This is a genomic window from Kribbella italica, assembly GCF_014205135.1.
Classification (GTDB): Bacteria; Actinomycetota; Actinomycetes; order Propionibacteriales; family Kribbellaceae; genus Kribbella; species Kribbella italica.
In genome coordinates, this window is sequence record NZ_JACHMY010000001.1 from 956,616 (window position 1) to 982,159 (window position 25,544).

22 protein-coding genes are annotated in these 25,544 nt (G+C 69.8%); 10 read left to right on the forward strand and 12 right to left on the reverse strand.

Annotation, left to right across the window (positions count from 1 at the left end):
* Positions 1–391 precede the first annotated feature (391 nt).
* From HDA39_RS04510 to HDA39_RS04520, 3 genes are read right to left on the reverse strand one after another with little or no spacing between them, the layout of a single operon-like run.
* Positions 392–946, reverse strand: coding sequence for a GNAT family N-acetyltransferase (locus HDA39_RS04510; protein WP_184793979.1), 555 nt, complete (start codon positions 944–946; stop codon positions 392–394).
* Between the two features lie 43 nt (positions 947–989).
* A complete protein-coding gene (locus HDA39_RS04515; RefSeq protein WP_337925625.1) occupies positions 990–1,199 on the reverse strand; it encodes a sulfurtransferase TusA family protein in 210 nt (69 codons plus the stop codon).
* Positions 1,196–2,323 (reverse strand): aminotransferase class V-fold PLP-dependent enzyme, encoded by a 1,128-nt coding sequence (locus HDA39_RS04520; protein WP_184793980.1) that lies wholly within the window; start codon positions 2,321–2,323, stop codon positions 1,196–1,198. The genes HDA39_RS04515 and HDA39_RS04520 overlap by 4 nt, the downstream gene beginning before the upstream one ends.
* Before the next feature lie 94 nt (positions 2,324–2,417).
* On the opposite strand from HDA39_RS04520, the gene ctaC reads away from it, so the two are divergent.
* The 4 genes from ctaC (at position 2,418) to HDA39_RS04540 (ending at position 6,921) form a co-directional block, all read left to right on the forward strand.
* Entirely contained in the window at positions 2,418–3,317 is a 900-nt protein-coding gene (gene ctaC, locus HDA39_RS04525) for an aa3-type cytochrome oxidase subunit II (RefSeq protein WP_184793981.1), read from the forward strand.
* A 44-nt stretch (positions 3,318–3,361) separates the two neighbouring features.
* Complete coding sequence (ctaD, locus tag HDA39_RS04530) at positions 3,362–5,098, forward strand: aa3-type cytochrome oxidase subunit I (RefSeq protein WP_202893419.1); 1,737 nt, start codon at positions 3,362–3,364, stop codon at positions 5,096–5,098.
* Positions 5,095–5,490 (forward strand): cytochrome c oxidase subunit 4, encoded by a 396-nt coding sequence (locus HDA39_RS04535; protein ID WP_184793983.1) that lies wholly within the window; start codon positions 5,095–5,097, stop codon positions 5,488–5,490. The genes ctaD and HDA39_RS04535 overlap by 4 nt, the downstream gene beginning before the upstream one ends.
* 195 nt (positions 5,491–5,685) lie before the next feature.
* Positions 5,686–6,921: a L,D-transpeptidase gene (locus tag HDA39_RS04540; protein ID WP_337925626.1), complete on the forward strand. Its 1,236-nt coding sequence runs from the start codon at positions 5,686–5,688 to the stop codon at positions 6,919–6,921.
* Positions 6,922–6,975: 54 nt separating this feature from the next.
* Here HDA39_RS04540 and HDA39_RS04545 read toward each other — a convergent pair whose 3' ends face one another.
* On the reverse strand, positions 6,976–7,599 hold the full coding sequence (locus tag HDA39_RS04545; RefSeq protein WP_202892865.1) for a TetR family transcriptional regulator: 624 nt from the start codon (positions 7,597–7,599) through the stop codon (positions 6,976–6,978).
* A gap of 49 nt (positions 7,600–7,648) precedes the next feature.
* Here HDA39_RS04545 and HDA39_RS04550 point away from each other — a divergent pair, with 49 nt between their 5' ends.
* Positions 7,649–8,596 carry an NADP-dependent oxidoreductase gene (locus HDA39_RS04550; protein WP_184793985.1) on the forward strand — a complete coding sequence of 316 codons (948 nt, stop codon included), beginning with the start codon at positions 7,649–7,651 and terminating at the stop codon, positions 8,594–8,596.
* 106 nt (positions 8,597–8,702) lie between these two features.
* On the opposite strand, the gene qcrB is transcribed toward HDA39_RS04550, so the two are convergent.
* Genes qcrB through ctaE form a run of 4 tightly spaced genes read right to left on the reverse strand, consistent with a single transcriptional unit; the run spans position 8,703 to position 13,034 of the window.
* Complete coding sequence (gene qcrB, locus HDA39_RS04555) at positions 8,703–10,400, reverse strand: cytochrome bc1 complex cytochrome b subunit (RefSeq protein WP_184793986.1); 1,698 nt, start codon at positions 10,398–10,400, stop codon at positions 8,703–8,705.
* A 5-nt stretch (positions 10,401–10,405) separates the two neighbouring features.
* Complete coding sequence (gene qcrA, locus HDA39_RS04560) at positions 10,406–11,461, reverse strand: cytochrome bc1 complex Rieske iron-sulfur subunit (RefSeq protein ID WP_184793987.1); 1,056 nt, start codon at positions 11,459–11,461, stop codon at positions 10,406–10,408.
* Positions 11,458–12,324: a cytochrome bc1 complex diheme cytochrome c subunit gene (qcrC, locus tag HDA39_RS04565; RefSeq protein WP_184793988.1), complete on the reverse strand. Its 867-nt coding sequence runs from the start codon at positions 12,322–12,324 to the stop codon at positions 11,458–11,460. The genes qcrA and qcrC overlap by 4 nt, the downstream gene beginning before the upstream one ends.
* On the reverse strand, positions 12,321–13,034 hold the full coding sequence (ctaE, locus tag HDA39_RS04570) for an aa3-type cytochrome oxidase subunit III (protein WP_202892866.1): 714 nt from the start codon (positions 13,032–13,034) through the stop codon (positions 12,321–12,323). The genes qcrC and ctaE overlap by 4 nt, the downstream gene beginning before the upstream one ends.
* 47 nt (positions 13,035–13,081) lie before the next feature.
* On the opposite strand from ctaE, the gene HDA39_RS04575 reads away from it, so the two are divergent.
* Genes HDA39_RS04575 through trpD form a run of 3 tightly spaced genes read left to right on the forward strand, consistent with a single transcriptional unit; the run spans position 13,082 to position 15,517 of the window.
* Positions 13,082–13,999, forward strand: coding sequence for a cytochrome c oxidase assembly protein (locus tag HDA39_RS04575; RefSeq protein ID WP_184793990.1), 918 nt, complete (start codon positions 13,082–13,084; stop codon positions 13,997–13,999).
* A 47-nt stretch (positions 14,000–14,046) separates the two neighbouring features.
* Positions 14,047–14,463, forward strand: a complete 417-nt coding sequence (locus HDA39_RS04580) for an Rv3143 family two-component system response regulator (RefSeq protein WP_184793991.1) — start codon at positions 14,047–14,049, stop codon at positions 14,461–14,463.
* A 7-nt stretch (positions 14,464–14,470) separates the two neighbouring features.
* Positions 14,471–15,517, forward strand: a complete 1,047-nt coding sequence (gene trpD, locus HDA39_RS04585) for an anthranilate phosphoribosyltransferase (RefSeq protein ID WP_184793992.1) — start codon at positions 14,471–14,473, stop codon at positions 15,515–15,517.
* Between the two features lie 59 nt (positions 15,518–15,576).
* On the opposite strand, the gene HDA39_RS04590 is transcribed toward trpD, so the two are convergent.
* The 4 genes from HDA39_RS04590 to HDA39_RS04605 form a co-directional block, all read right to left on the reverse strand.
* Positions 15,577–16,500: a hypothetical protein gene (locus HDA39_RS04590; protein ID WP_238355975.1), complete on the reverse strand. Its 924-nt coding sequence runs from the start codon at positions 16,498–16,500 to the stop codon at positions 15,577–15,579.
* A 1,885-nt stretch (positions 16,501–18,385) separates the two neighbouring features.
* The gene (locus HDA39_RS04595; RefSeq protein WP_184793993.1) at positions 18,386–20,752 is read right to left on the reverse strand and encodes a DUF2510 domain-containing protein; all 2,367 of its coding nucleotides are present in this window, start codon (positions 20,750–20,752) and stop codon (positions 18,386–18,388) included.
* 50 nt (positions 20,753–20,802) lie between these two features.
* Complete coding sequence (locus HDA39_RS04600; protein WP_184793994.1) at positions 20,803–21,090, reverse strand: Lrp/AsnC family transcriptional regulator; 288 nt, start codon at positions 21,088–21,090, stop codon at positions 20,803–20,805.
* A gap of 580 nt (positions 21,091–21,670) precedes the next feature.
* Positions 21,671–23,482 (reverse strand): DEDD exonuclease domain-containing protein, encoded by a 1,812-nt coding sequence (locus tag HDA39_RS04605; protein WP_184793995.1) that lies wholly within the window; start codon positions 23,480–23,482, stop codon positions 21,671–21,673.
* Between the two features lie 174 nt (positions 23,483–23,656).
* On the opposite strand from HDA39_RS04605, the gene HDA39_RS04610 reads away from it, so the two are divergent.
* Positions 23,657–24,964, forward strand: coding sequence for an NYN domain-containing protein (locus HDA39_RS04610; protein WP_184793996.1), 1,308 nt, complete (start codon positions 23,657–23,659; stop codon positions 24,962–24,964).
* A 180-nt stretch (positions 24,965–25,144) separates the two neighbouring features.
* Positions 25,145–25,387, forward strand: a complete 243-nt coding sequence (locus tag HDA39_RS04615) for a hypothetical protein (protein WP_184793997.1) — start codon at positions 25,145–25,147, stop codon at positions 25,385–25,387.
* Positions 25,388–25,544: the final 157 nt, after the last annotated feature.

The following is a 25,544-nucleotide window of genomic DNA, read 5'->3' on the forward strand; positions in this document are numbered from 1 at the left end:
CGGGCCCACCTTGAGCCCACCGGCCACGCCGCTGCGCTGAGCGGCGACCGGCCGAGTTCACCGGCCACTGCCATGCCCACTGGCGACCGGCCGAGTTCACCGGCCGCTGCCATGCCCACTGGCGACCGGCCGAGTTCACCGGCCACTGCCATGCCCAGTGGTCACTCCGCCTGCTGGTGGTGGAGCGGCTGCCGTCGAGTCGACCTGACCTGTGCGTCGTGCAGCTCGAGCCTGAGGGCTCGTCAGCGGTGAGAGGGGGAGCGGTCGACTGCTCGCCGCGCGGACCGGCTGATCCGCTGTGGTGACCTGGCGCTGTTCTTGTACATCGAGCGGCTCTACGTCCGCAGGCTCCGCGCCGATGGAAGCGGCACGGTCGGCTGTCGCGCCAAGGTCACCGGCTACCTGCCGGCCATTCCGTCGCGAGGACCGACATGACGATCGAGTCGACCCACTCGCCCTCCCAGAACAGGTCGTCGCGCAAACGCCCCTCGACCACGAAGCCCGCTTTCTCGTACGCCCGCTGCGCCCGCGGGTTGAACGCGTACACGCCCAGGCTGATCCGGTGCAGGCCGAGTACCTCGATGCCGTAGTCGACAATCAGCCGGGTCGCCTCGGTGCCCAGGCCGCGGCCGCGGCCGGTCGGGCCGATCAGGATCCGGAAGTTGCAGGCCTGGTTGTCCGGGTCGTAGTCGTTCAGGACCGCCTCGCCGACGGTCTCGCCGGTGGCTTTGTCAACAATCGCCAGGTCGAGCCGGTCGGGCTGGTTCTTGCGGGTCCGGATCCACTCCAGCGCTCTCTCGTCGCTGATCTTCTCGTGGCTGCCGGTCAGCCGGGCCACCTCGGGATCGTCCATCGCGGCCTTCATCGCCGGGAAGTCCTGCTCGTCCAGCACCCGCAGGACAACCAGCTCGCCGGTCAGGATCGGCTTGGTCGAGAAGTCGGTCATGCCGGTCAGCTTGGGCCGTAGCGGTTACTCGGCGCCAACCGTTTTAGCTGAGCTTCCGTACGACGTACCGCCCGTCTTCGGCGGAGACCAGCTCCTGCTCGCGCATCCGGCACCAGGCGGGGATGTCGGTCGCGGCGGCGGGGTCGTCGGCCAGTACGGCGATGCTGTCGCCGACCGCCAGCGCCGGGAACGCCTGCGCGAGCTTGATCACCGGGAGCGGGCAGAGCATCCCGCGGCAGTCGAGGGTCGTCACATGCCCACCTCAGTACGGATCCGCTGGACCAGCCCGGGCAGAACCCGCGCGAAGCGGTCCACGTCGTCGTACGTGCTGCTGCGGCCGAGTGAGACCCGGACGTTGCCGTGGGTGAGCACACCCATCGCGGCCAGGACGTGCGACGGGCGCAGCGTGCTCGCCGTACAGGCTGAGCCGCTGGAGACGGAGAAGCCCTCGGCGTCCAGTGCGGTGACCAGGGCCTCGCCGTCGACGTACAGGCAGGAGAAGGTCAGCACGTGGGGGAGCCGGTCGTCCGGGTCGCCCACTACCTCCACATCGGTGAGGTCAGCGGCCACCCGGGTCCTCAGCTCGGCGATCCAGGCCCGGTGCTGCTTGTCCAAGGCATCGGCTTCCAGGAGACGAGCCTGGAGACCAGCAGCGGCAGCCAGCGCGGCGGGGACGTTCGGGTGCCCAGGGGAGAGGCCGTCCTCGCGTTCGTCCACCGGCCAGGCCGGTGCGAACCGCGTGCCCTTCCGTACGGCGAGTAGCCCGACCCCTGCCGGCCCGCCCCACTTGTGAGCACTCGCGGTGAGCACCGACCACCCACCAGGGATCGCCTCATGACCCACCGTCGCCGCCGCGTCCACGAACAGCGGCACGCCCGCCGCAGCCGCCACCTCGCCGAGCTCAGCCACCGGCTGCCGCGTCCCCACCTCGTGATTCGCGGTCTGCAGTGCGGCCAGCGCGACGCCAGGCCGCCTGACCTGCGAGGCGAATTCATCCGCGTCGACCCGTCCGAGCTGATCCACGCCCACCTCGTACGCCGTACCGGCCGCTGCCGCGGCGTGCAGGACCGCCGAGTGCTCGACCGCGGAGTGCACCACCGTCGTACCGATCCGTCGCCGAGCAGCCGCGACCGCGGGCAGTCCGGCATGGATCGCGGCCGTCCCGGAGGTGGTCAGGTACAGCTCGTCGGGCTGTACGCCGACGCCTTCCGCGAGCACCGCGCGGGCGTTGTCCAGCAGCAGCCGGGCGGTCCTTCCCTCGTGGTGCAACCGGGCCGGATCGGCCCACCCGGAATCGAGTGCCTGCAGCAACACCTCCCGCGCGGCAGGGTGCAGTACCTCGGCACTTGCGGCGTCCAGATATGCACGGTTGCTCACACGGGAAACGCTAAGCCCTACCTATGCGCAGAACGCGGGAGGCGGTCCAGTAGTGTTCTGTCGTCAGTCTCACCTGGGAAGGGAAAGGCGCCCCGTGGGTTCGAACGGCACGTCCGGAGTGGTCGCGCGAGCGGCGGGTCAGCAGACCCGCGCCGCGTCACGTCCGGCGAAGCGACGCCTGCTGGTCCCGGCAGCGGTAGTGGTCGGCACGTTGGTGCTGACCGGCTGCTCGTCGGAGACCAACGCGCAGTGGAAACGACTTGGACTGCCGGAGGGTGCTTCGGACCGGACCGAGGCAGTCAGAAGCCTGTGGATCGGCGCCTGGATCGCCGCCCTGGTGATCGGTGTGGCGGTCTGGGGCCTGATCCTGTTCGCCGTGGTCCGGTACCGCCGGCGTAGCGAGGACGCGCCGCGGCAGACGCGCTACAACCTGCCGCTCGAGGTGCTGTACACGCTCGCGCCGTTCGCGATCATCGGTGTGCTGTTCTTCTACACCGTCGAGCACGGCAACGTGATCACGAAGAACTCCGGTGCCTCGGTGCACCAGATCAACGTGGTCGGCCAGCAGTGGCAGTGGACCTTCAACTACAAGGACACCGTCGACGGTCAGCAGGGCGTCTGGGAGACCGGCACGCTCGACCAGCCGGCCGAGCTGGTGCTCCCGGTGAACGAGTCGGTCGAGTTCGAGCTGACCTCGCCCGACGTGATCCACTCCTTCTGGGTGCCGGCCTTCTACTTCAAGCTGGACGTCATTCCCGGCCGGACCGGGAAGTTCGAGCTGACGCCGACCAAGACCGGCACCTTCGCCGGCAAGTGCGCCGAGCTCTGCGGGCTCTACCACAGCCGGATGATCTTCACCGTCCGCGTGGTCAGTGCCGACGAGTACCAGGCACACCTGCGGGAGCTGGCGGCCAAGGGCCAGACCGGCGCCGCCACCGGTGGCCAGGACGCAACCACCATTCCCGGCCACGGGGAGCAGGAGGGTGAGAAGTGACCGACTTCGCTGAGCGCAGCGGCGCCGTAGGGGCCGCGAGCGCGCTGCCGAGGCGGCGCAGCAAAGGCCAGATCGCGGTCAAGTGGCTGACCACCACCGACCACAAGCTGATCGGCCACCTGTACCTGATCACCTCGTTCGTCTTCTTCCTGATCGGCGGCGTGATGGCGCTGCTGATCCGCGCCGAGCTGGCCAAGCCGGGTCTGCAGATCGTGAACGAAGAGGTCTACAACCAGCTGTTCACGATGCACGGCACGATCATGCTGCTGCTGTTCGCGACGCCGCTGTTCGTCGGGTTCGCGAACGTGATCATGCCGGTCCAGATCGGCGCGCCCGACGTGGCGTTCCCGCGGCTGAACATGTTCAGCTACTGGCTGTTCCTGTTCGGCGGCACGATCACGGTCAGCGGCTTCTTCACCCCGGGCGGCGCGGCGGACTTCGGCTGGTTCGCCTACGCCCCGCTGTCGAACGCGGTCCGTTCGCCGGGCGTCGGTGGTGACCTGTGGATCATGGGTCTGTACCTGGCCGGTCTGGGCACGATCCTCGGTGCGGTCAACTTCGTCACGACGATCATCACCATGCGCGCTCCGGGGATGACGATGTTCCGGATGCCGATCTTCACCTGGAACATCCTGGTCACCTCGATCCTCGTGCTGATCGCGTTCCCGATCCTGGCCGGCGCGCTGCTGATGCTGGAGGCGGATCGAGCCCTGGGGGCTCACGTCTTCGACGCCGCGAACGGTGGTCCACTCCTGTGGCAGCACCTGTTCTGGTTCTTCGGGCATCCCGAGGTCTACATCATCGCCCTGCCGTTCTTCGGCATCATCACCGAGATCCTGCCGGTCTTCAGCCGCAAGCCCGTCTTCGGCTACATCGGCCTGGTCGCGGCGACGCTGTGGATCGCCGTGCTGTCGGTGGCGGTCTGGGCGCACCACATGTACGTCACCGGAGCGGTGAACCTGCCGTTCTTCTCGTTCATGACGTTCCTGATCGCGGTCCCGACCGGGGTGAAGTTCTTCAACTGGATCGGGACGATGTGGGGCGGATCTCTGTCCTTCGACACCCCGATGCTGTGGTCGATCGGCTTCCTCACCACCTTCCTGTTCGGTGGCCTGACGGGCGTCATCCTGGCCTCGCCGGCGCTGGACTACCAGCTGTCGGACTCCTACTTCGTGGTGGCGCACTTCCACTACGTGGTGTTCGGCACGGTGGTGTTCGCGATGTTCGCGGGCTTCTACTTCTGGTGGCCGAAGATGACCGGCCGGATGCTCGACGAGAAGCTGGGCAAGCTGCACTTCTGGCTGCTGTTCATCGGCTTCCACACCACGTTCCTGGTGCAGCACTGGCTGGGTGTCGAGGGCATGCCGCGGCGCTACGCGTCGTACGGCGCGAACGAGGGCTTCACCACGCTGAACGAGGTCTCCAGCATCGGTGCCTTCGTCCTCGGCCTGTCGATGCTGCCGTTCTTCTACAACGTCTACAAGTCGCGCAAAGCGCCGCTGGTCGGTGTCGACGACCCGTGGGGCTGGGGCCGTTCGCTGGAGTGGGCGACCAGCTCGCCTCCGCCGCGGCACAACTTCGTCAGCCTGCCGCGGATCCGCTCCGAGTCGCCGGCCTTCGACCTGCACCACCCGGACATCGCCCTGATGGAGTACGGCGACAGCGGCGCGCCCCGGGACAACCTTCTGGACGCCGGTGAGGACCAGGGCCGGGTCGAGAACCTCGAGCGCAACTTGAACGCGGGCACCGGCACGACCGGGGACGGAGAGGGTAAGGCATGAAGGTCGAGGCCTGGGTCTTCGGCATCCTGACGCTGTTCGTCCTGATCGTCGCCCCGATCTACTGGGTGATGTCGGAGGACCCGACCGGGACCACCGCGCTGGTGATGACGTTCTTCCTGGCGCTGCTGGTGACGTTCTACCTGGGCGTCACCTCCCGCCGGATGGACGCCCGTCCGGAGGACCGCAAGGAAGCCGAGATCGCGGAGGGAGCCGGCGAGCTGGGCTTCTTCCCGCCGTACTCGTGGTGGCCGCTGTGGTGCGCCGCGACGCTGTCGATCATCGTGCTCGGACTGGTCTTCGGCTGGTGGCTGTTCATCATCGGCACCGGGCTGGGCATCGTCGCGCTGTCCGGCTTCATCTTCGAGTACTACCGCGGGGACCACGCACACTGACCGTGCGTGACATCGGCTCTCGCGGCCGGTGAAAACCGAACCAAATCGCAGTACCGATCGTCATCAGTACTGCGGGCCGTGATCGGCCCGCCGCGCTGGTGGCGATCCGGTGCGTCTGGAAGAGCCGTGGGGCGAGCTACGCTTGCCGGGGCGGTGCGACGAATCTCAGGGGAGCTCAGGGTGTTGGGTAGTTCGGTGCGCAAGCGCGGCCTGGCCGTGGCGGGGATCTGCGCGATGCTGGTGGTCGCGGCGGCGTGTAGTGACACCGACGGCGGGAGTCCAGCCGCAGGAGGAGGCCCTCAGTCGAGCTCCACTCCCGGCGCCTCGACGACACCAGGTGGCGACCAGAGCCAGACCCCGTCGGCCGACCCGGCCGCGGCGAACGTGACCGTCACGCCGGCCAAGAACGCCGCGGCGGTCCGTCCGGACCAGCCGGTCAAGGTCGTCACCAGCTCCGGCACGCTGGACAACATCACCGTCAGTGACAAGGACGGCGGCAAGGTCAGCGGCTCGTTCAACGACGCCAAGTCGGAGTGGACGTCGCTGCCGCAGCTCAAGCCGAGCGCGACGTACACGGTGGCCGGGTCCGCTCAGGGCAGCGACGGCAAGACCGTGCAGATCAGCTCGACGTTCAAGACCCTGGCCGCGGGCCTGAAGCTGAAGGCCTCGGTGGCACCGCTGGACGGCGAGACCGTCGGCGTCGCGATGCCGATCCAGATCTACTGGAACAACCCGGTCAAGGACCGCGCCGCGGTCGAGAAGCGGCTGTCGCTGAAGACCTCGGTCCCGGTCGAGGGCACCTGGCACTGGATGAACAGCAAGCAGGTCAACTACCGGCCGAAGAACTACTGGCCGGCCGGCACCAAGATCACCGTGAACATCGCCACCCAGGGCGTGAACGCCGGCGGCGGCGTCTGGGGCTCGGCCAGCCGGCAGATCGACTTCGCGATCGGCAAGTCGGTCGTCACCAAGGTCGACGTCAAGAAGCACACGATGGCCGTCACGATCAACGGCAAGCTGGCCCGGACCATCCCGATCACCGCCGGCAAGGACGGCTTCACCACCCGCAGCGGCGTGAAGGTGATCATGGAGAAGTACCGCACCAAGCGGATGGACGCCCGCACCGTCGGCATCCAGCCCGGCGACCCGGAGTACTACGACATCCACGACGTGCAGTACGCGCAGCGCGTCACCAGCTCGGGCGAGTTCATCCACGGCGCCCCGTGGTCAAGCGGCAGCCAGGGCACCGAGAACGTCAGCCACGGTTGCGTCGGCATGAGCCTGAAGGACGGCGCCTGGTACTTCGCCCAGACGCTGCGCGGCGACCCCGTCGTCGTCACCGGCACCAACCGGCCGATGACCACAGGGAACGGCTGGACCGACTGGAACGACTCCTGGGCCAAGTACAAGGCCGGCTCCGCGCTCGCCTGACCTCCCGCACGCCGAACCGCCCCACGCAGCCTCTGCGTGGGGCGGTTCGCGTTGCTAGGCCCTGGAGACGGGCAGCCGTACGGCGGGCGGGAGCTCGCGGCGTACGGGGTCGGCCTGGAAGGACTGGAGCATCAGGGCGGCGAAGCGGCGGGAGGCTGCGACCCTGAGGTCGGGGGTGGCGGCGCGGATGCCTTCGTTGGCCATCAGGGCAAGCGAGAGGTCCTCGAGGACGAAGTCGTCGCGGAGGGCGCCGGCCTCCTTGGCGCGGCGGATCAGCTCCAGGAGCGAGCGGAGGGTGCGGTCGCGCTCGGCGGCGAAGCCGGCCGCGGGCGGCAGGCTCGAGGTGAAGGCCCGGGCGAAGCCGCGGTCGAGGGCGTGCTGCTCCATCATCCGCTCGATCAGCCGGCTGAAGCCCACCCAGGGGTCGGCGGCGTCCAGGGCGTCCTGTGCGATGGTCGAGCAGAAGTCCATCTGCTCGGCGAACGCCTCGACGTGCAGGGCCTCCTTGGTCGGAAAGTGCCGGTAGAGCGTCGCGACGCCGACTTCCGCCCGCCGGGCGATCTCCCGGATCGGCACCTCCAGGCCTTCAGCGGCGAAGGCCAGGCGGGCGACGGCGAGGATCCGCTCCCGGTTGTCCCGGGCGTCCGACCTGAGGCGCGTTCCCACTTCTGTTGTCACCTCTCTCACTTTAGCTAACCGGACGGGGTGTTCCGTTACGTTCGCGGACATGAGAGTTCTGGAGTTCAGCGAGTACGGACCGCCGAGTGTTCTGCGTGTGGGGGAGGTGGAGGCGCCGCGGCCGGCGCCGGGACAGATTCGGATCGCCACGCGCGCCTCGGGGGTGTCCGCGGGGGAGGTGGCGATCCGGGCGGGGAGATTCCGTGAGTTCGTGCCGGTGGAGTTCCCGTACCGGGCCGGCTTCGACGCCGCCGGTGTGGTCGACGAGGTCGGCGAGGGCGTGGCTGGGGTGAGTGTCGGGGACGAGGTCTTCGGGTTCACCACCATGACGGACCGGGCGGCGAACGCCGACTTCGTCGTACTGGCTGCTTGGGCGCCAAAACCGGCCGTTTGGAGCTGGGAAGAGGCCGGAGGGGCCGCTGGGAGCGTGGAGACCGCTACGCGCGTCCTGGACCGCCTGAGGGTCCGTTCAGGCGACACCGTGCTGATCCAGGGTGCGGCTGGGGGCGTGGGGACCGTTGCTGTCCAGATGGCTGCCGCCCGCGGTGCACGAGTCATCGGTACGGCGAGTGAGCGCAACCACGGCTTCCTGGAGTCTCTGGGCGCCGAGCCCACGACGTACGGGCCTGGGTTGGAGGAGCGCGTCAGGGAGCTGGCGCCGGGCGGGGTCGACGCGGTGTTCGACTGCGCCGGGGGAGCTCTGGAGCAGTTGGTCGCCATCGCGGGAGATCCGTCGCGCGTGGTGACGATCGCCGACTTCGAGGCGGCGCGGTACGGCGTCCACATGTCGCACAGCGCGCCGGCTGACGAGACCGGTGAGGTCGTCGGTGCCGCGGACAAGCTCGCCATGCATGGGCTCAGTGCGGCAGTCGAGCTCGCGAACGACGGCCGGCTTCGGATCCCGGTGGCGGCGGCGTTCAAGCTCACGGAGGCAGCGGCGGCCCACGAACTCAGCGACTCCCGCCACGCCCGCGGCAAGATCGTCCTGCTCCACTGACCGACGGGGAGCTGCCGAAGCGAGCAAATCCCTGGCGACCTCCCGGGCAGACGCCCGACAGCAAAGGCCCCGGCTCAATCGAGCCGGGGCCTTCACGTCGTGCGGGTCAGTGCTTGGTGATCTGCCCGCGGGCCGTCTCGTCGTCGACCTCGACGGTGCCGGTGAGCCCGGGGACCTCGTCGCTGTGACCGAGCTCCTCGTGGTCGTCGTGACCGTGGCCGTGGGCGTGAGCCTCTTCGATCTCCGTAGCGGTCGGCTTCTGCACCGCGTCGGCGAAGTAGAAGCGGGACAGCGCCGCGCGGACCCTGGTCAGGCCGCGGTGCGGAGCCGCTACGCCGTTCTCGTCCGTCTCGGGGCCGACCTCGAGGGGCAGCGTCCGGTCGCGGGCGGTCAGGGAGTAGGCCTCGTAGTTCGAGATCGGGGCGTGCTTCTCGGTGTACTCGCCGTCGGGCGACCGCATGATGACGCCGGTCTCCAGGCCATGCAGCAGCCGGTCGTTGTCGGCGCGCTGCAGCGAGATCGCGATCCGGCGGGTCGCCCAGAAGGCGAACACCGGGCCGAGGAACACCGCGAACCGCAGGAACCAGGTGACCGAGTTCAGCGAGATCCCGAAGTGCGTGGCGACCAGGTCGTTTCCACCACCGATCCACAGCAGGCCGTAGAAGGTGATGAACGCGGCGCCGATCCCGGTCCGGGTCGGCTGGTTGCGCGGCCGGTCGAGCAGGTGGTGCTCCCGCTTGTCGCCGGTGATCCACTGCTCGATGAACGGGTAGAGGGCCACCAGGGTGACGAACGCCGGCGGGATGATCAGCGCCGGTATCAGCAGGTTCCAGCTCAGCGTCACGCCCCAGAAATGGGACTCGAAGCCGGGCATGATGCGGACCGAGCCTTCCAGCCAGCCCATGTACCAGTCGGGTTGTGAGCCTGCCGTCACCTCGGCCGGGTTGTACGGCCCGTACAGCCAGACCGGGTTGATCTGCAGCAGCGCGCCCATCAGGGCGGTGATGCCGAACACGACGAAGAAGAAGCCGCCGGCCTTGGCCATGTAGACCGGCATCAGCGGGTAGCCGACGACGTTCTTCTCGGTCCGGCCGGGACCGGGGTACTGGGTGTGCTTGTGGTACACGACCAGCATCAGGTGCGCCGTGACCAGCGCCAGGATCAGGCCGGGGATGAGCAGGACGTGCACGGTGAAGAACCGGGAGACGAAGTCGTCGCCGGGGAACTCGCCACCGAAGATGAAGAAGCTCAGCCAGGTCCCGATCACCGGCGAGGCCTGGATCATGCCCTGCGTGATGCGCAACCCCGTACCGGACAGCAGGTCGTCGGGGAGGCCGTAGCCGATGAAGCCCTCGATGATGCCGAGGAACAGCATCCCGAAGCCGATCACCCAGTTCAGCTCGCGCGGCTTGCGGAACGCGCCGGTGAAGAAGATGCGCAGCAGGTGGACCATCATCGAGGCGACGAACAGCACGGCCGCCCAGTGGTGGATCTGCCGCATCAGCAGGCCGCCGCGGATGTCGAACGAGATGTCGAGGGTCGAGGCGTAGGCCTCGGACATGTGCAGGCCCTTGAGCAGGCTGTACGAGCCCTGGTACTCGACCTCGGCCATCGACGGCTTGAACCAGAAGGTGAGGAAGACGCCGGTCAGCAGCAGGATGATGAAGCTGTAGAGGGCGATCTCACCGAGCATGAACGACCAGTGGTCGGGGAAGACCTTGCGCAGGTTCTTCTTGCCGAGCTTGGCGATGCCGATCCGGTCATCGACCCAGGCAACCGGCGGGGGAAGTTCTTTCGTGGCCACTGTTGTCACCCTCGTTCCCAGAAGCTCGGGCCGACCGGTTCGGTGAAGCCGCTCTGCGCGACCAGGTAGCCCTCCGCGTCCACGGCCAATGGTAGCTGCGGGAGCGGACGGGCAGCAGGCCCGAAGATGACCTTCGCTCCGTCGGCCAGGTCGAACGTCGACTGGTGGCACGGGCAGAGCACGTGGTGGGTGGTCTGCTCGTACAGCGAGATCGGGCACCCGACGTGGGTGCAGATCTTCGAGTAGCACAGGATGCCGTCGATACCCCAGTTCTCGCGGCCGGCCGGGGGACGGATCTCGCTCGGTGCGATCCGCACCACGATCACCGCCGCCTTGGCCTTGGCGTTCTGGTACTCGACGGCGCTCTCCTCCTGGAGCGGAGCGAGGTTCGCGGGCGCCGCGTTGACCAGCTGACCGACCACCAGGTCGGACGGCTTGATCGGGCGCAGCGTGACGTCGTTGACGACCCGGATGCCCTGGGCCCAGATCGTGTCGTACAGCTTGCGGCCCGGCGAGGGGCCGAGGTCGCGCAGCAGGACGACGGCCGGCAGGCCGAGCAGCGCCATCGCGCCGATCAGCGAGCGGCGGATCAGCGTACGGCGGCCGAAGCCGGACTCGGCGGCACCGGCCTGGAAGCCCTCGATGATGTCCGCGCGCTGCTCGGGGCTGGCGCTCGCGTCGTGCCGCAGCTCGACGATCTCGGTGTCGACCATCAGCTTCTTGGCCCACTGGATGGCGCCGGCGCCGATCAGGAACAGCGCCAGACCCAGGCACAGGCCCAGCGTCATGTTGTTCGCGTTGCCCGACAGCGGGCCGAACTCCAGGATCGCGTCGCGCGGGATCGCGAAGTACCCCACGCAGGAACCGAGCGCGAGCAGGCCGGCCAGCGTGAACATCGTCGCGACCTGCCGCTCGACCCGGTCGGCGGCCTTCGGGTCGATGTCGGTGATCCGGTGCTCGTGCGGCTCGATGCCCGGATCGGCGATCGGCTCGGCCAGCTCCACGGCGCCATGGCCGTGGTCGTCGTCCCCGCTCACCGCGGGAAGGTTCTTGTCACTCATTCGGCCTTCGCTCCCTTGGCCCTGACGCCCTTGGCGCCGATCCAGACCGCTACGCCGACCAGCAGGCCGATCCCGACCAGCCAGCCCCACAGACCCTCGGAGACCGGGCCGAGACGGCCGAGTCCGAAGCCACCCGGGTCTTTCTGCTCCTGCAGCGCGTTCAGGTAGGCGATGATGTCGCGCTTGTCATCGGGCTGCAGCACCTGGTCGGAGAAGACCGGCATCTGCTGAGGCCCGGTGAGCATCGCCTCGTAGACGTGGACGGGGTCGACCCCCATCAGCGACGGAGCGTAGCGGCCGTTCGGCAGCGCGCCGCCGCTTCCGGCGAAGTTGTGGCACGCCGTGCAGTTGGTCCGGAACAGCTCGCCACCGCGGGTCACCTGGTCGTCGGTCGCCTTGCTGATGTCGTAGGACTCCGACGCCGGCACCGCCGGGCCGGGCGCCAGCGACGCGACGTACGCGGCCAGGGCCTCGATCTCCTCCGGCGTGTACGCCGGGGTCTTGCGCGGGATCTGCGCGCCGGGCTGCATGGCCGGCATCCGGCCGGTGCCGACCTGGAAGTCGACCGCGGCCGCGCCGACGCCGATCAGCGACGGACCGGCCAGGTCGCCCTCGCCGTTGCCGCCGCCCTCGGCGTTCAGGCCGTGGCAGCTGGCACAGCCGACCGCGAAGAGCTTCTTGCCCTCCTCGATCTGCTGGGACTGGGCCGAGTTGTCGGCGACCGCGTTGTCAGGGGCGAAGGCGGCGTACGCCGAACCCACTGCGAGGAGGCCGAACAGGAGCACGACGAGGCCGGCTGACCGGTGCCGTCGTCGCGCAGACAAAAAGCGCGCCGGTGACAAGGAAAGTCTCTTCTCACTCATTTGAGCAGGTAGATGGTCGCGAACAGGGCGATCCAGACCACGTCGACGAAGTGCCAGTAGTACGACACGACGATCGCCGAGACGGCCTGTTCGTGGGTGAACTTACGAGCCATGTACGTCCGTGCGAGCACGTACACGAAAGCGATGAGACCGCCGGTCACGTGCAGACCGTGGAACCCGGTGGTCAGGTAGAAGACCGATCCGTACGGCGACGAGGCGATCGTCACACCCTCGTGGATCAGCGTGGCGTACTCGGTCACCTGGCCGGCGATGAAGACCGCGCCCATCAGGTACGTGAGGATGAACCACTCACGCATGCCCCAGGAGCGGACGTTCAGCACCGATCCGGTCCGGCCGACCCGGCCGTGCTCGGCGGCGAAGACGCCGAACTGGCAGGTGAACGACGACAGCACCAGGATCGTGGTGTTCACCGCCGCGAACGGGATGTTCAGGAGCGCTGTGGAGGCGTCCCACAGAGTCTCCGCTCCCGGTGCCGCGGCGGCGGTCGTCACCGACCGGATCGTGAAGTACGCCGCGAACAGGGCGGCGAAGAACATCAGTTCGCTCGAGAGCCAGACGATCGTGCCGACACTGACCATGCTGGGACGGTCGTGGTGTCCGTGTTCACGGGACGCTGGGAGTGCGGTTGCAGTGGCCACGCGGTCATTATGTCGGTCCAGGTTCCTGACAGCACGCCCACCCCCATGCATGTCGGCTCTCTTTGTAAATCACACAGCCTGGTTCTTACTGTGGGAACGTGCTTCCCCTCCACGCCGGACCCGGCGATCAGATCGAGCCGATCACGCCGCTGCGGCTGCTGACCGCCTGGACCTTCGAACCGGTGCTGCTGACCGTGATCGTGGCCGTCGGCGCCCTCTACCTGTACGGCGTCCACCGCCTGCGCGCGCGGGGGGACAAGTGGTCGCGCGGACGGACGTTCTCCTTCGTCGGCGTCGGTCTGGGCAGCGCGGTGATCGCGACCCAGTCGGTGCTCGGTGCCTACGACACCGTCCTGCTCAGCGTGCACATGGCCCAGCACATGGTGCTGTCGATGCTCACCCCGCTCGCGATGGCGCTCGGCGCGCCGGTGACGCTTGCTCTGCGCACCCTTCCGCAGCGGCCGCGCGGATGGCTCCTCTCCGTCCTGCACTCGCGGTTCGCCAAGGTGATCTGCTTCCCGATGATCGGCTTCACGCTGTTCGTCCTGAGCCCCTGGGCCCTCTACTTCAGCGGCTGGTACGACGCGACGCTGCGCTCGACGTTGCTGCACGACCTGCTGCACGTCCACTTCATCGCCGTCGGCGCCCTGTTCTTCTGGCCGCTGCTCGGCCTGGACCCGGTGCCCGGCCGGGTGATCTACCCGTTCCGGCTGATCCTGACCTTCCTGACGTTGCCGTTCCACGCCTTCCTCGGGATCACGATCATGTCCGCGAACAAGCTGATCGCCGAGGACTGGTACACCGCGTTCGGCCGCTCCTGGCCGCCGTCACCGCTGCGTGACCAGTACATCGCGGGCGGTCTGCTCTGGGGCTCCGGCGACATCGTCGGACTGATCTTCTTCGGCGTGCTCTTCGTCCAGTGGGTGCGTCAGTCGCAGCGTGAGGCCAAGCGTGAGGACCGGCGGCTGGACCGGTTGGAGGAACAGGCGCGCAGAGCCGCGCGGCCACCCCGGTAGCATGCGCGGTGTTATCTGCCTGTCCACACACAGCTTGGGATGAAGCGATGAGTTCAGAGCGTCCGCTGAAGGTGCTGGTCTACAGCGACGACCGTACGACGCGGGAGTCGGTCCGCCTCGCCCTGGGCAAGCGGCCGGCCGCCGACCTGCCCGAGCTCGAGTACTTCGAGTGCGCGACCGAGCCGGCCGTGATCAAGACCATGGACAAGGGCGGCATCGACCTGGCCATCCTGGACGGCGAGGCCGTTCCAGCCGGCGGGATGGGCATCGCCCGGCAGCTCAAGGACGAGATCTTCCGCTGCCCGCCGGTCCTGGTGATCACCGGCCGTCCGCAGGACGCCTGGCTGGCCACCTGGTCGCGCGCCGAGGCCGCGGTCTCGCACCCGATCGACCCGGTCCGGCTCGCCGAGGTGACCGCCGGGCTGCTGCGGCAGCGGGTCGAGTCGCTGCCCGCGACGACCTGATCCGGCGATGACCGCCGCATTCACCTGGCCGCAGGTGCTCAACCCGCTGCTGCGGCACGAGGACCTCGACGGCGCCGCCACCGGCTGGGCGATGGAGCAGATCCTGTCCGGCGCGGCCACACCGGCCCAGCTGGCCGGGTTCGTGATCGCGCTGCGGTCCAAGGGCGAGACGGTCGTCGAGGTCGAGGGACTCGTCACCACGATGCGCGACTTCGCCACCCGGCTGGAGGTGTCCGGCCGCACGCTGGACGTCGTCGGCACCGGGGGTGACCAAGCACACACGGTGAACATCTCCACCATGTCGGCGATCGTCGCGGCCGGGGCCGGGGCGAAGATCCTCAAGCACGGCAACCGCGCGGCCTCGTCCGCGTGCGGCGCTGCCGACGTACTGGAAGAGCTCGGGATCCCGCTCGACCTGACCGCGGACCAGGTCGCCGCGGTGGGGGAGCGGGCCGGGATCACGTTCTGCTTCGCGCCGGCGTTCCACCCGGCGCTGCGGCACGCGGCCGTCCCGCGGCGCGAGCTCGGCGTACCGACGACGTTCAACTTCCTCGGCCCGCTGGCCAACCCGGGCAACCCGTCGGCCCAGGCCGTCGGGGTCGGCGACGGGCGCGTCGCGGGCCTGATGGCCGGCGTACTGGCTCGGCGGGGGATCGACGCGCTGGTCTTCCACGGCGACGACGGGCTGGACGAGCTGACCACGATGACCACGTCGCAGGTCTGGTCGGTCGGCGGTGGATCGGTCGAGGGACCGGTGACGCTGGATCCGCGCGAGCTGGGGATCGAGCCGGTGCCGACCGGAGCGCTGCGGGGCGGCGACGCGCCGTACAACGCGAAGGTGGTCCGGGCCCTGCTGGACGGGGAGACCGGGCCGGTGCGGGACGTAGTACTGCTCAACGCGGGTGCGGCGCTGGCGGCGTACGACGCTCAGCCGGGGACGGTGCAGACGCGGATCCGGGCCGGGATGGACCGTGCCGCCGAGGCGATCGACTCGGGTGCGGCCAAGGACGTGCTGGAGCGGTGGATCACGATCTGCCGGGAAGTTCGCGGCTGACGCTTGTTCTGTACGGCGCCCGCTCCTCGTGGTGAGGAGCGGGCGCTGTGCTGTCCGGGCTAGTTGCTGAACTGGATCTGGGAGACCTTGGTACGCCAGACCGGCAGCCACTGCGGGGTGGAGCCGGCGATGTCGGCGACCGACACGACCGCCGTACCGTCGCCGCGATCGACCACCGCGACCATCACGGTCGAGAACGTCTCGGGCAGCTTCGGCTTGCGGACGTCGACCTTGATCGTCAACTCGTGGCCCGCGTGCCCGTCGACCGTCAGCGGTCGGTGGGTGGCCTTGCCGATCAGCTTCACGTTCGGGTCGTAGAGGCGGACCAGCGCTGTCTCCGTCGCCTTGATGGTCGCGCTCTTGAGACCGGCCGGGGTGTTGGTGAACACGATGCCCTTGCCCAGACTGCCGAAGGCGACGTAGTTGATCCAGTCCTCCTTGCCGTCGTAGTCCTTGTGGACGGTCATCACGCCGGCCGCGCCGCCGTTCAGACCGGTGCTGTCGCCCTGCGAGGTCCACGCCGACGACATCATCGGCATCGTGTCGTCCACGCCGTTGTAGAACAGCCCACCGATGACGCGACCTTCAGGAGTCGGCGTCGGCGAGGGGCGAATCGACGGGCTGATCGTCTTCACGTCACCCGCGGTCCCCGCCGGCACATCAACCGGCGAGACGGCCTGCGCATTGGACCACAGCCAGGACGCGCTGAGCACAGTCGTCAGCACGGCCACCAGGACCAGCGACAACGCACCGATGAGCCGAGCCCGCTGGATGTTCCCGCCCGATGGACGGTCGACCACGCCGTAGGAGTCGTCGTCCCCGCCGTCATCCGGCGGCCCGCCGACCTCCTGGTTCTGCCAGCCGCCACGGGCGGCGCGCCGAGCCTGGGAGCCGTGCTGGGCCTGGGAATCGTGCTGGGCCTGGGAGCCGTGCTGGGCCTGGTCCTGGCCCGGCAGTGCCTGCTCGGTCGGGCCCAGCGGCACCTGAGGGCGAGAGGTCGGTCCAGCGCCCAGTGGCGACTGCTCCACACCCCCCAACCGCTGCGGCTGCTGCCCGCGAGACGGAGGCCCCTGCGGCTGTTGCCCTTGAGACAGCGGCCCCTGCGGAACGTGCCCTTGAGACGGAGGTCCCTGCGGCGGACCTTGCGGCGGTCCTTGCATCGCCGGACCCTGGTACGCCCCGGGCCCCTGCTGTCCGCCCTGCCAAGGCTCTTGCGCCCCAGCCCACTGCCCCTGCTGCGGACGCTGCCCATAAGGCACAGCAATCCCAGGCCCCTGCGACCCAACAGCCCCACGCGGTCCCTGCGAGTCACCAGCCTGAGCAGGCCTTTGCTTACCCATCCCCTGCGAACCGGCAGGCTGCCCAGGACCCTGTGCCTGCGGGCCGCCTGGCTGCCCGGCACGCTGCGCCGACGGACCGGCTGGCTGCCCGGACTCTTGCCCACCCGGCGCCTGCGGACCGGTTGGTTGCCCAGGCCGTTGCCCACCTAGTCCCTGCGGACCGCCCGGCTGCCCGTGCCAAACCGACGCCTGCGGACTGGTTGGTTGCCCGGGCCCTTGCGCACTTGGTCCCTGCGGGCCGTTCGGCTGCCGCTGCCCAATCGGCGCCTGCCAACCGGTTGGTTGCCCAGGACCCTGTCCACCCGGTCCCGGCCCGTACTGCCCAGGCGCGTCCGACCGACCCTGCTGCGGCAGTTGCCCGTACGACGCCTGCGAACCCACCGGCCCACCCGGCTGCTGCTGTCCCTGACGCGGCCCACCCGACTGCCGTCCCCCAGGCCCGTCCGACTGCTGCACGGGCGTACCCGCGTGCTCCGCCGGACCTCCGGCGTACCGGACCGGCTCACCAGTCTGTTGCCCAGGCGCGCTCGACCGCTCCGCCGGACCACCGGACTGCTGCACCGGCGCACCCGCGTACGGCGCCCAACCGCTTGGGTGCTGCGCCGGGCCACCTGCCTGCTGCGGTGCACCGCTCGGCGGTTGCCCACCAACGGGTGGGGCCTGCTGTGTCATCGGCCTACGCGGTTGCTGCATCGGTTGCCCGGGTGTCTGCTGTCCGCCACCGACTGGTCCATCAGAGGCGCGTGGACGCAGAGGAGGCGGCGGCGGAGGAGCCGGCGCCCGCGACTGCCCGAACAGCGGGTCAGACCCACCCAGCGAATCCGGACCCCCGCCAGCCAACGAGTTCGAGGACGCGCCAAGCGCATCTGACGATCCACCAGTCGGAGAACGCCGAGGCTCGATCAGCGGGTCTGACGACCCACCGCTCTGCGACACGGTCGGACGGCCGCCCAGCGGGTCTGACGACGCAGCGCTCAGGGGATCTGACGACCCACCGCTCAGCGCGTCTGACGATCCACCAGTCGGGGAACGCCGAGGCTCGATCAGCGGGTCAGGCGACCCACTGCTCGGCGAAGCCGACGAGGCACCGGCCGAGCCAGCGTGCGGGACCGTCGGCGGCTGTGACTGGCCGTCGAGTGAGGCCGGTGGTCGGTTGCCAAGGGCATCCGATCCGGCGCCGCCCTGCGACGCCGGTGGACGGTCGTGCGGGGTGCGCGTCCTCGACTCATCGCCCAGCGGATCTGACGGCCCACCGCTCAGCGGATCCGACGACCCACCGCTCGGCGGAGCGGACGAGGCGCCGGCCGAGCCCGCGTGCGGGACCGTCGGCGGTTGTGACTGGCCGTCCAGTGAGGCCGGCGGGCGGTTGCCTAGGGCATCCGATCCGGCGCCACCCTGCGACACCGGAGGACGGTCGTCCGGTGTGTGCGCACGCGACTCGTCGCCCAGCGCATCCGGGGGAAAGTCCGGCCGGCGTGGAGGGCTCGGCGGCGGGGACGGTGCGCTGTGGCGGGGTGGGGTTTCGTTCTCAGCCAACGTTGATTCCCTTGTAGAGCTGGGCTTCGGCCGTCCTCAGATCCGGCCGGTTGGTCGGGATGTCGCTGATGTAGGCGACGGCGGTGCCGTCGCCCAGATCGAACACCGCGACCGTCAGGGTCAGGGCCCGGGCGGCGATCTTCGGGTTCGTCGCCGTGACGGACTGCTGGAAGTACCAGCCGTTCTTGCCGGATCGCTTCACCGCGCCGTTGCGCAGGTCCGCGAACTTCACCGGGATGTCGCCGTACAGCGTGCTGCGCAGTTGCCCGGACAGGTCTCCGGCGGTCGCCTTCACGTCGCCGTTGAACAGCACCGACGTCCCGAGCGAACCGACGAACGCGTCGGCGTACCAGCTGTTCTTGCCGTCGAACTTCTCCTGCAGCAGCACGTACTGCCCGCTGGAGTTGACCAGCTGCGGAACGAGTCGCTTGCGGTCCGACCACGGTGGGCGCTGCCGCGGGAACGAGATCGCTTCGGAGGCGATCCGTCCGCCCTCGTGCAGCTTCGGGTCCTTGGACTGACCGGGCCGCACCGTGCTCTGGCTGCCCGGGGGAGTCGTCGGCTGGCTCGTCGGTGCGGTCGGCGTGGTCGGGGTGCCGCTCGGGGTGGTCGTCGGTGCGCTGCTGGTCGGCTCAGGCTCGGCCTGCTTGTCGTCGCGGTTGGCGACGAAGAACACTCCGGCGACGATGATCAGTACCAGCCCGACCGCGCCGGCGACGATCAGCAGCGTCTTGGGCGGTCCGCCTGGTTTGTCTCCGCCGGGCGACTTCTGCCGGGTACCGCCGCCAGTCGGGCCGCTTGGCCCGGCCTGCCACTGCGTCTGGCCGCCCTGCTGGGGTCCCCATCCAGTTGCGCCGCCCTGCTCGACCCCTACCTGCTGGGTCTGGCCGACGCCGTGCCACGGGTCGTTCTGCTGTCCCTCCGTCTGCCACCCAGTCGCACCCTGCTGGCTGTTGGTCTGCCACTCGTTCTGCAGGTCTTCGGTCTGCCAGCCGGCCGCACCCTGCCCGCCTTGCTGACTGCCCTGTTGGCTGTTGCCCTGCCAGTCGGGCGTGCTCTGCTGCGGGTCGCCCTGCCACTCCGGAGCGCCCTGCTGCTCACCGGTCTGCCATTGGGTGGTCTGCTGGTCGGCCCACTGCCCCTGCTCACCGGCCTGGCCCCACTGCGGTGTCGCCTGCTGCTCGTCACCCGTACGCCAGTGATCCGGGAAGTCGTCGTTCGTCGGCGTCTCGTCGGGTACCTGCCACAGCTGAGGCTTCTCGTCCCCGGCCGCGTCGCCGGCGTCGGTCGTGGTCGCGGGGTCTGTTGCCAAGGACAACGTCCACTCGCCCTGCGCCGGCCCGGCGTCACCCGCGACAGTCGTCGGGTCTGGTCCGCTGATCTGATCGCTCGCTTCAGGCGGCGCCTGCTGAGTCCAGTGCCCGGCGTTGGTCTGCCCGGCCGACTTCTGCGTCCAGGTCGCGCGGGCCTTCTCCGCAGCACTCAACGCCGCGGCATCAGCACTGGTACCGCCACCAGAACCAGCCTGTACGCCGCCCTGCCCGTCGCCTGCCGCTGCAGCCCCGACCTCACCCCAGCCGCCAGTCCCCGAACCACTCGCGCTGACCCCACCAGTACTCGAGCCCCCGGCCGCGCCCGTGTCCAAGTCATCAGACCCCACAGCTCCCACCGCACCCCAGGTGCCGGCTGCAGCGTTGTTCGCCCCGTTCTCGCCCCAAGCCCCAGCTCCAGCAGACGACGGAGTCCACCCACCGGCCCCAGCGGCGGTGCCACCAGCCCCGGTCGTCTCCTCGGCGTCGCCGGCCTCCTCCGCACCGGTCGCCCCGCCACCCCACGCAGCACCAGAGCCCGCCGTACCGGCTGCAGTTCCACCGGCGTCCGTCGTCTCGGCCGTGGCCCCACCGCCCCAAGCAGCACCGCCGCCGGAACCAGAGCCCGTCGTACCGGCCGGAGACCCACCGGCGTCCGCCGTATCGGCCGCGGCCCCGCCGCCCCAGGCTGCACCGGAACCAGACGCCGCCGTACCGGCCGCAGTCTCACCGGCGCCCGCACTACCGTCCGCGGCCCCGCCGCCCCACGCTGCACCGGAACCAGTACCGCCAGCAGTCTCGCCGCCACCCGTAGCACCGGCCGCGGCTCCGCCGCCCCACGCCGTACCGCCGCTCTCGTTCCCAGCGCCCTCAGACGTGCTCGACCAGCCCGCCGTGCTGATCTCCTCGGTGGCGTCCTCCGGCTCGGAGGTGGGCTCGTCCGGCGTCTCGCGCTCGGTCTTGTTGGTCCACTGCGTCCCGTCCCACCAGCGGATGGTGTCGGGCTGTCCGGTGGGGTCCGGATACCAGCCGGGGGGAGGGTTGCTCATGGGTTCACCGTAACTTCAGCGGGGTGTCAGTCTGGCCACGCGATCCAGCCTCAGAGACCATCCTCCTGGCCCAGGCTGAACGCGGCCTCGAGGTCGTGCGTCGAGTACGTCCGGAACGCGATGTGCGTCTCCGTGCTCTGCACCCCCGGCACCCGGTTCACATGGTCCGGAATCACGGTCGCCAGGTCGTCGTGGTGAGCCACCCGCACCATCGCGATCAGATCCAGCCCGCCGGTCACCGAGTACACCTCGCTGACGCCCTCGATCGCCGCGACCTGCTCGGCCACCTCAGGAATCCGAGCCACATCCGCCTTGATGAACACGATCGCCGTGACCATGACGTCCTCTCCGTAGTTCCCCGCAACCCCTACCGCGCTGAAGCATAGTTCCGCCGCGACCTCCCTCGCCGCCCGGACAGCCTCACCTGTGGACAACCAGCCGAAGTTCACCGCCGTACGCCGTACAGCCGACCTGGCGCCGAGGACGGATCAGCCGATCACCGGCCACACGTCATCACGTCCGCCAACGGCGCGCAGCGGCCGGGTCGGGCATCCGGTTCAGCGTCGCCGTATCCGCCGCTGGATATCCGCCGTCTCCGGGCGCGTTGACTGACGCGTAGTTCGATGACTGACGCGGTGTACCGCGCCAGTCGTGGCATTCGGCTGCAGTCGTCCTGAACGGCGGCACTCGGTGATCCCGCGGGTGGTCGCGGCGACCTTGTGCACGGTCCAGCCGGATTCGTGACGAAACTGCGGCTGGGTGGTGCTCAAAGCGCGAGCTGGCGGGGACGGATGCGGTCGCCGACGCCGCTGGGTGTGCGGACCGTTCGGACCAATGCGGCCGCCGACTGGGCCGGAGCGGCTGAGGTCGGCTATCGGCTGGGCGGGAGCTGCTGGTCAGCGGCCGGGAGCAGCCGGGTCACGTGCCGACTCGGGCCGGGCCGAGTGGGCGCATCGAGCGGCGCCGGCGTTCGGACGGGTGGTGGTGGTCCTCGGAGCGGGGCGGGTCGAGCCGGCGCAGGTGGCGGCCGGCGCCGCTGATGGGGCAGGTCCAGGTGCCGTTCATCTCGACCAGGCGGATGCCGGGCTGGTCGAGCCAGCGCAGGACCAGCTCGATCTCCTCGGGAGAGGCGGTGGCGACCGGGCCGATGCCGGGGAGGACGGTTTCGGCGGAGGCGCGGAGCATGTCGAGGTACTTGCGGGGGTCTGTGCCGCGGACGGCGATGCCGGCGGCGGCCAGGCGGCCGTGGCGGACGACGTGGAGCTCCCAGCCGCCGTCCTCGGTACGCCGGGCGGCGCAGATCTCCGGGCAGCTGGTGACGGCCGCCATCCGCTGCATCTTCGCGCTGCTGCGGACGAAGGCCCCGAGCCGGTCCCGGTGCAACGCGGCGTCCTCGAAACGCTCGTCGGCGGACAGGACGTCGATCCGCCGCGTCAGCGCCTCGATCACCGGGCTCGGGTCGGTCACCAGCGCCGCCCGCAGCCCTTCCACGAACGCGCCGTACGCGTCCATGTCGATCCGGCCGTCGCACGGCGCGACGCAGCGGCCCATCTCGGCCAGCACGCACGGCGACATCCGCGGCGCACGCGACATCCGCGGCGTGCACTGCCGGATCGGGAAGGCCTCGTGCAGCGCGGCCATCGCCCGCTCGGCGGTCTTGCGCGAGCTGAACGGCCCGAGGTACCCCGCGCCGTCGTCCTTCAGCTGCTTGACCAGCGACAACCGGGGGAACGGTTCGACGGTGACCTTCAGCCAGTGCTGCCGCTCGGGGAACTTCGACCTCCGGTTGTACCGCGGTTTGTGCTCCGCGATCAGCCGCAGCTCGCGCACCTCGGCCTCCAGCGACGTGCCGCACTCGATCCCGCGCACGCCCGACGCGATCCCGATCATCTCGCCGATCCGGGTCCGCGTCTCCGAGGCGGTGAAGTACGACCGGACGCGGGTCCGCAGGTCCTTGGACTTGCCGACGTACAGGACCTCGCCGCGGTCGTCGGTGAACAGGTACACGCCAGGGGCGTGCGGCAACGACTCGGCCAGGTGCCGCTTCTTCCGTACGGCGGGCGCGACGCGCGCCGAGAACGTCTGCAGGTCCTCCAGCGTCTGCACGCCGAGCGAGCCGACCCGCTCGAACAGCCCGTGCAGTACGTCGACCGTGGCGCGCGCGTCGGACAGCGCGCGGTGGTTCGGCGTCGTCGTCGCGCGGAAGAGCTTCGCCAGCGTGCCGAGTTTGCAGTTGGGCACCTCGTCCGGCGTGAGCACCCGGCGGGCCAGCAGCGCGGTGTCGACGACCGGGAAGTCGGGCCAGTCGTACCCGTGCACCTGGCTGTCGTGCTTGAGGAAGCCGACGTCGAACGGCGCGTTGTGCGCGACCAGCACGCAGCCGCGGGCGAACTCCAGGAACGCCGGCAGCGCCGAGCCGATCCGCGGTGACGTGGCAACCATCACGTCGGTGATGCCGGTCAGTACGGCGATGAACGGCGGGATCGGCTCGGACGGGTTGACCAGGGTCTGGAACTCGCCGACCAGCTCGCCGGCCCGGACCTTGACCGCGCCGATCTCGGTGATCCCGGAGTCGCCCGGCGCGCCGCCGGTGGTCTCCAGGTCGACCACGCAGAAGGTCACGTCGCGCAGCGGGGTCCCGAGGTCGTCGAAACTCGGCTGCACGCCACGGATCGGCGCGAGCGGTCCGGGCGCCGGGGCAGCGGCGGGATCCGGCGAGGGGCTGCTCATGGCCACGACGCTAGAAGCCCCCACCGACAATTCCTGCGCTGACACGCGGCCCGACCGACTACGCTGCCCGTATGCGTATTCAAGCGATCACCGTGATTCCGGGCCCGGTGCCCGGCCGCTGTGGTCTGCATCACTGGCTGAGCCAGACCTCCGTCCGGGCCGGACTGCGGACCGGTGACTGAGGCAGGCACCGCCGCCGGGTCCGCTACCACCGCCTTGCCCGAACCGGTCCGGCAACGGGTCGTCGCCCTCGCCGCCCAGGCCCTCGGCCAGCTGCCCGCGACCGACATCCCGGCCCCGCTGCGGCGGTTCGCCAGCTTCGCTCCGGCCAAGCGGGCCAAGCTGTCGGCGTCCGTGCTGGGCCCGATCCTCGCGACCGACGAGCACTTCCGCCGGCTGATCGCCTTCGAGGTACGCCGGGAGCACCCGGAGCTCGGCGACGCGATCGCCGAGGGCGTACCGGTCCCTGCCGCCGAGCCGGTCGAGGCAGCCGCCCTGGCGTACCTGCTGCGTCCGGACGACTGGGAGGAGCGGGTGACGGCGGCTGCCCAGGTGCAGCCGGCCACGCCCGTCGTTGACGACCAGGTGGTCAGCCGCCTCAACGACCAGCTCGACCAGGCCCGGACCGAGACCCGCCAGGTCCGTGAGCGGCTGCGCGAGCAGGTCACCGAGCTGAAGTCGGAGAACGTCACCCTGCGCCGCAAGCTGAACGAGGCGCGCCAGCGGATCACCGGTCTGCAGAGCGAGCTCGAGCAGCGGACGATCGAGGCGACCACTGCCGACGAGCGGGTCGCCGCTGCCCGTGCTGAGGTCGAGCGGGAGGTCCGCAAGCTGCGGGCCCGCGTGACCGAGCTGGAGGCCGTTGAGCACGCAGCACGTCGTACGGCGGGCCAGGAGCGGGAGATGGCGTCCACACGGACCAGACTGCTGCTGGACACGCTCGTAGAGGCTGCCGGTGGGCTACGGCGCGAGCTGGCGCTGCCGCCCGGCGGAGAGCTCCGCCCTGCCGACACCGTCGCTGGTGTCGAGCCGTCGGCGTCACCAGTCGGGCGTACGGCGCCCGACGACGATCCCGCGCTGTTCGACGAGCTGCTGGCGTTGCCGCAGGTGCACCTGATCGTCGACGGGTACAACGTCACCAAGACCGTCTGGCCGAACTCGCCGCTGCACTCGCAGCGGCAGCGACTGGTCACCGCGCTCGGCGCGCTGGTGGCGCAGCGCCGCGTGGAAGTGACGGTGGTGTTCGACGGCGCGGAGCTGTCCGGACCGGTCCAGCTGACCCCGCCGCGCGGCGTGCGGGTCCGGTTCAGCCCGGCCGGTGTGATCGCCGACGAGGTGATCAGGCAACTGGTTCGCGCCGAGCCCGCGGGCCGGCCGATCGTGGTCGTCTCGTCGGACCGTGAGGTTGCCGAGAGCATCATCCAGCTCGGCGCCCGGGCGCTGTCCGCGGTCAGCCTGATCGCCCGCATCGCCCGTCCCTGAAGCCGATCCCGCCGTCCGCCGGGAGGAACGGCCCGATCCTGCGATCGCCGAAGCCGACGGCACCATCCCCGCGGCCGTGACGCACCGGAATTCCGCGCCGGCGCGAAAACTGTCGGCGGGGTTCTTTAGCGTCCTTCTCAGCCGGATGCAAGTCCGGCCCTTCCCCACTTGGAGGACGCTGTGCTGATCGACTGCGACGCGTGCGTGATGAGAGGCCCGGGCTGCCGGGACTGCGTGGTCACGGTGGTGCTCGGCCTGACGGCCGAACCGGCGCCGGAGCTGCGGATCGACGACGACGAGCGCGCGGCGCTCGACGTACTGGCCCAGTCCGGTCTGGTGCCACCGCTGCGGCTGGTCCATGCCGTCGGCAGTGTCGAGCCGGATGTTGCCACGGAAGGAGAATCGGCCGCCGACGCTGTCTGATCCCGCGTACGGGTCGCGCGTGCACCGCGACCGGTACGGCAGGGGCAAGGGTTTGCCCACGTTAATTTTGGATCAAACCCGAGGGGCGAATTGCACCGGTCACGAATCGGTTACTACTGTTACCTCTCGTTGCCTCAGCGTGTCGGTCTACCGGACC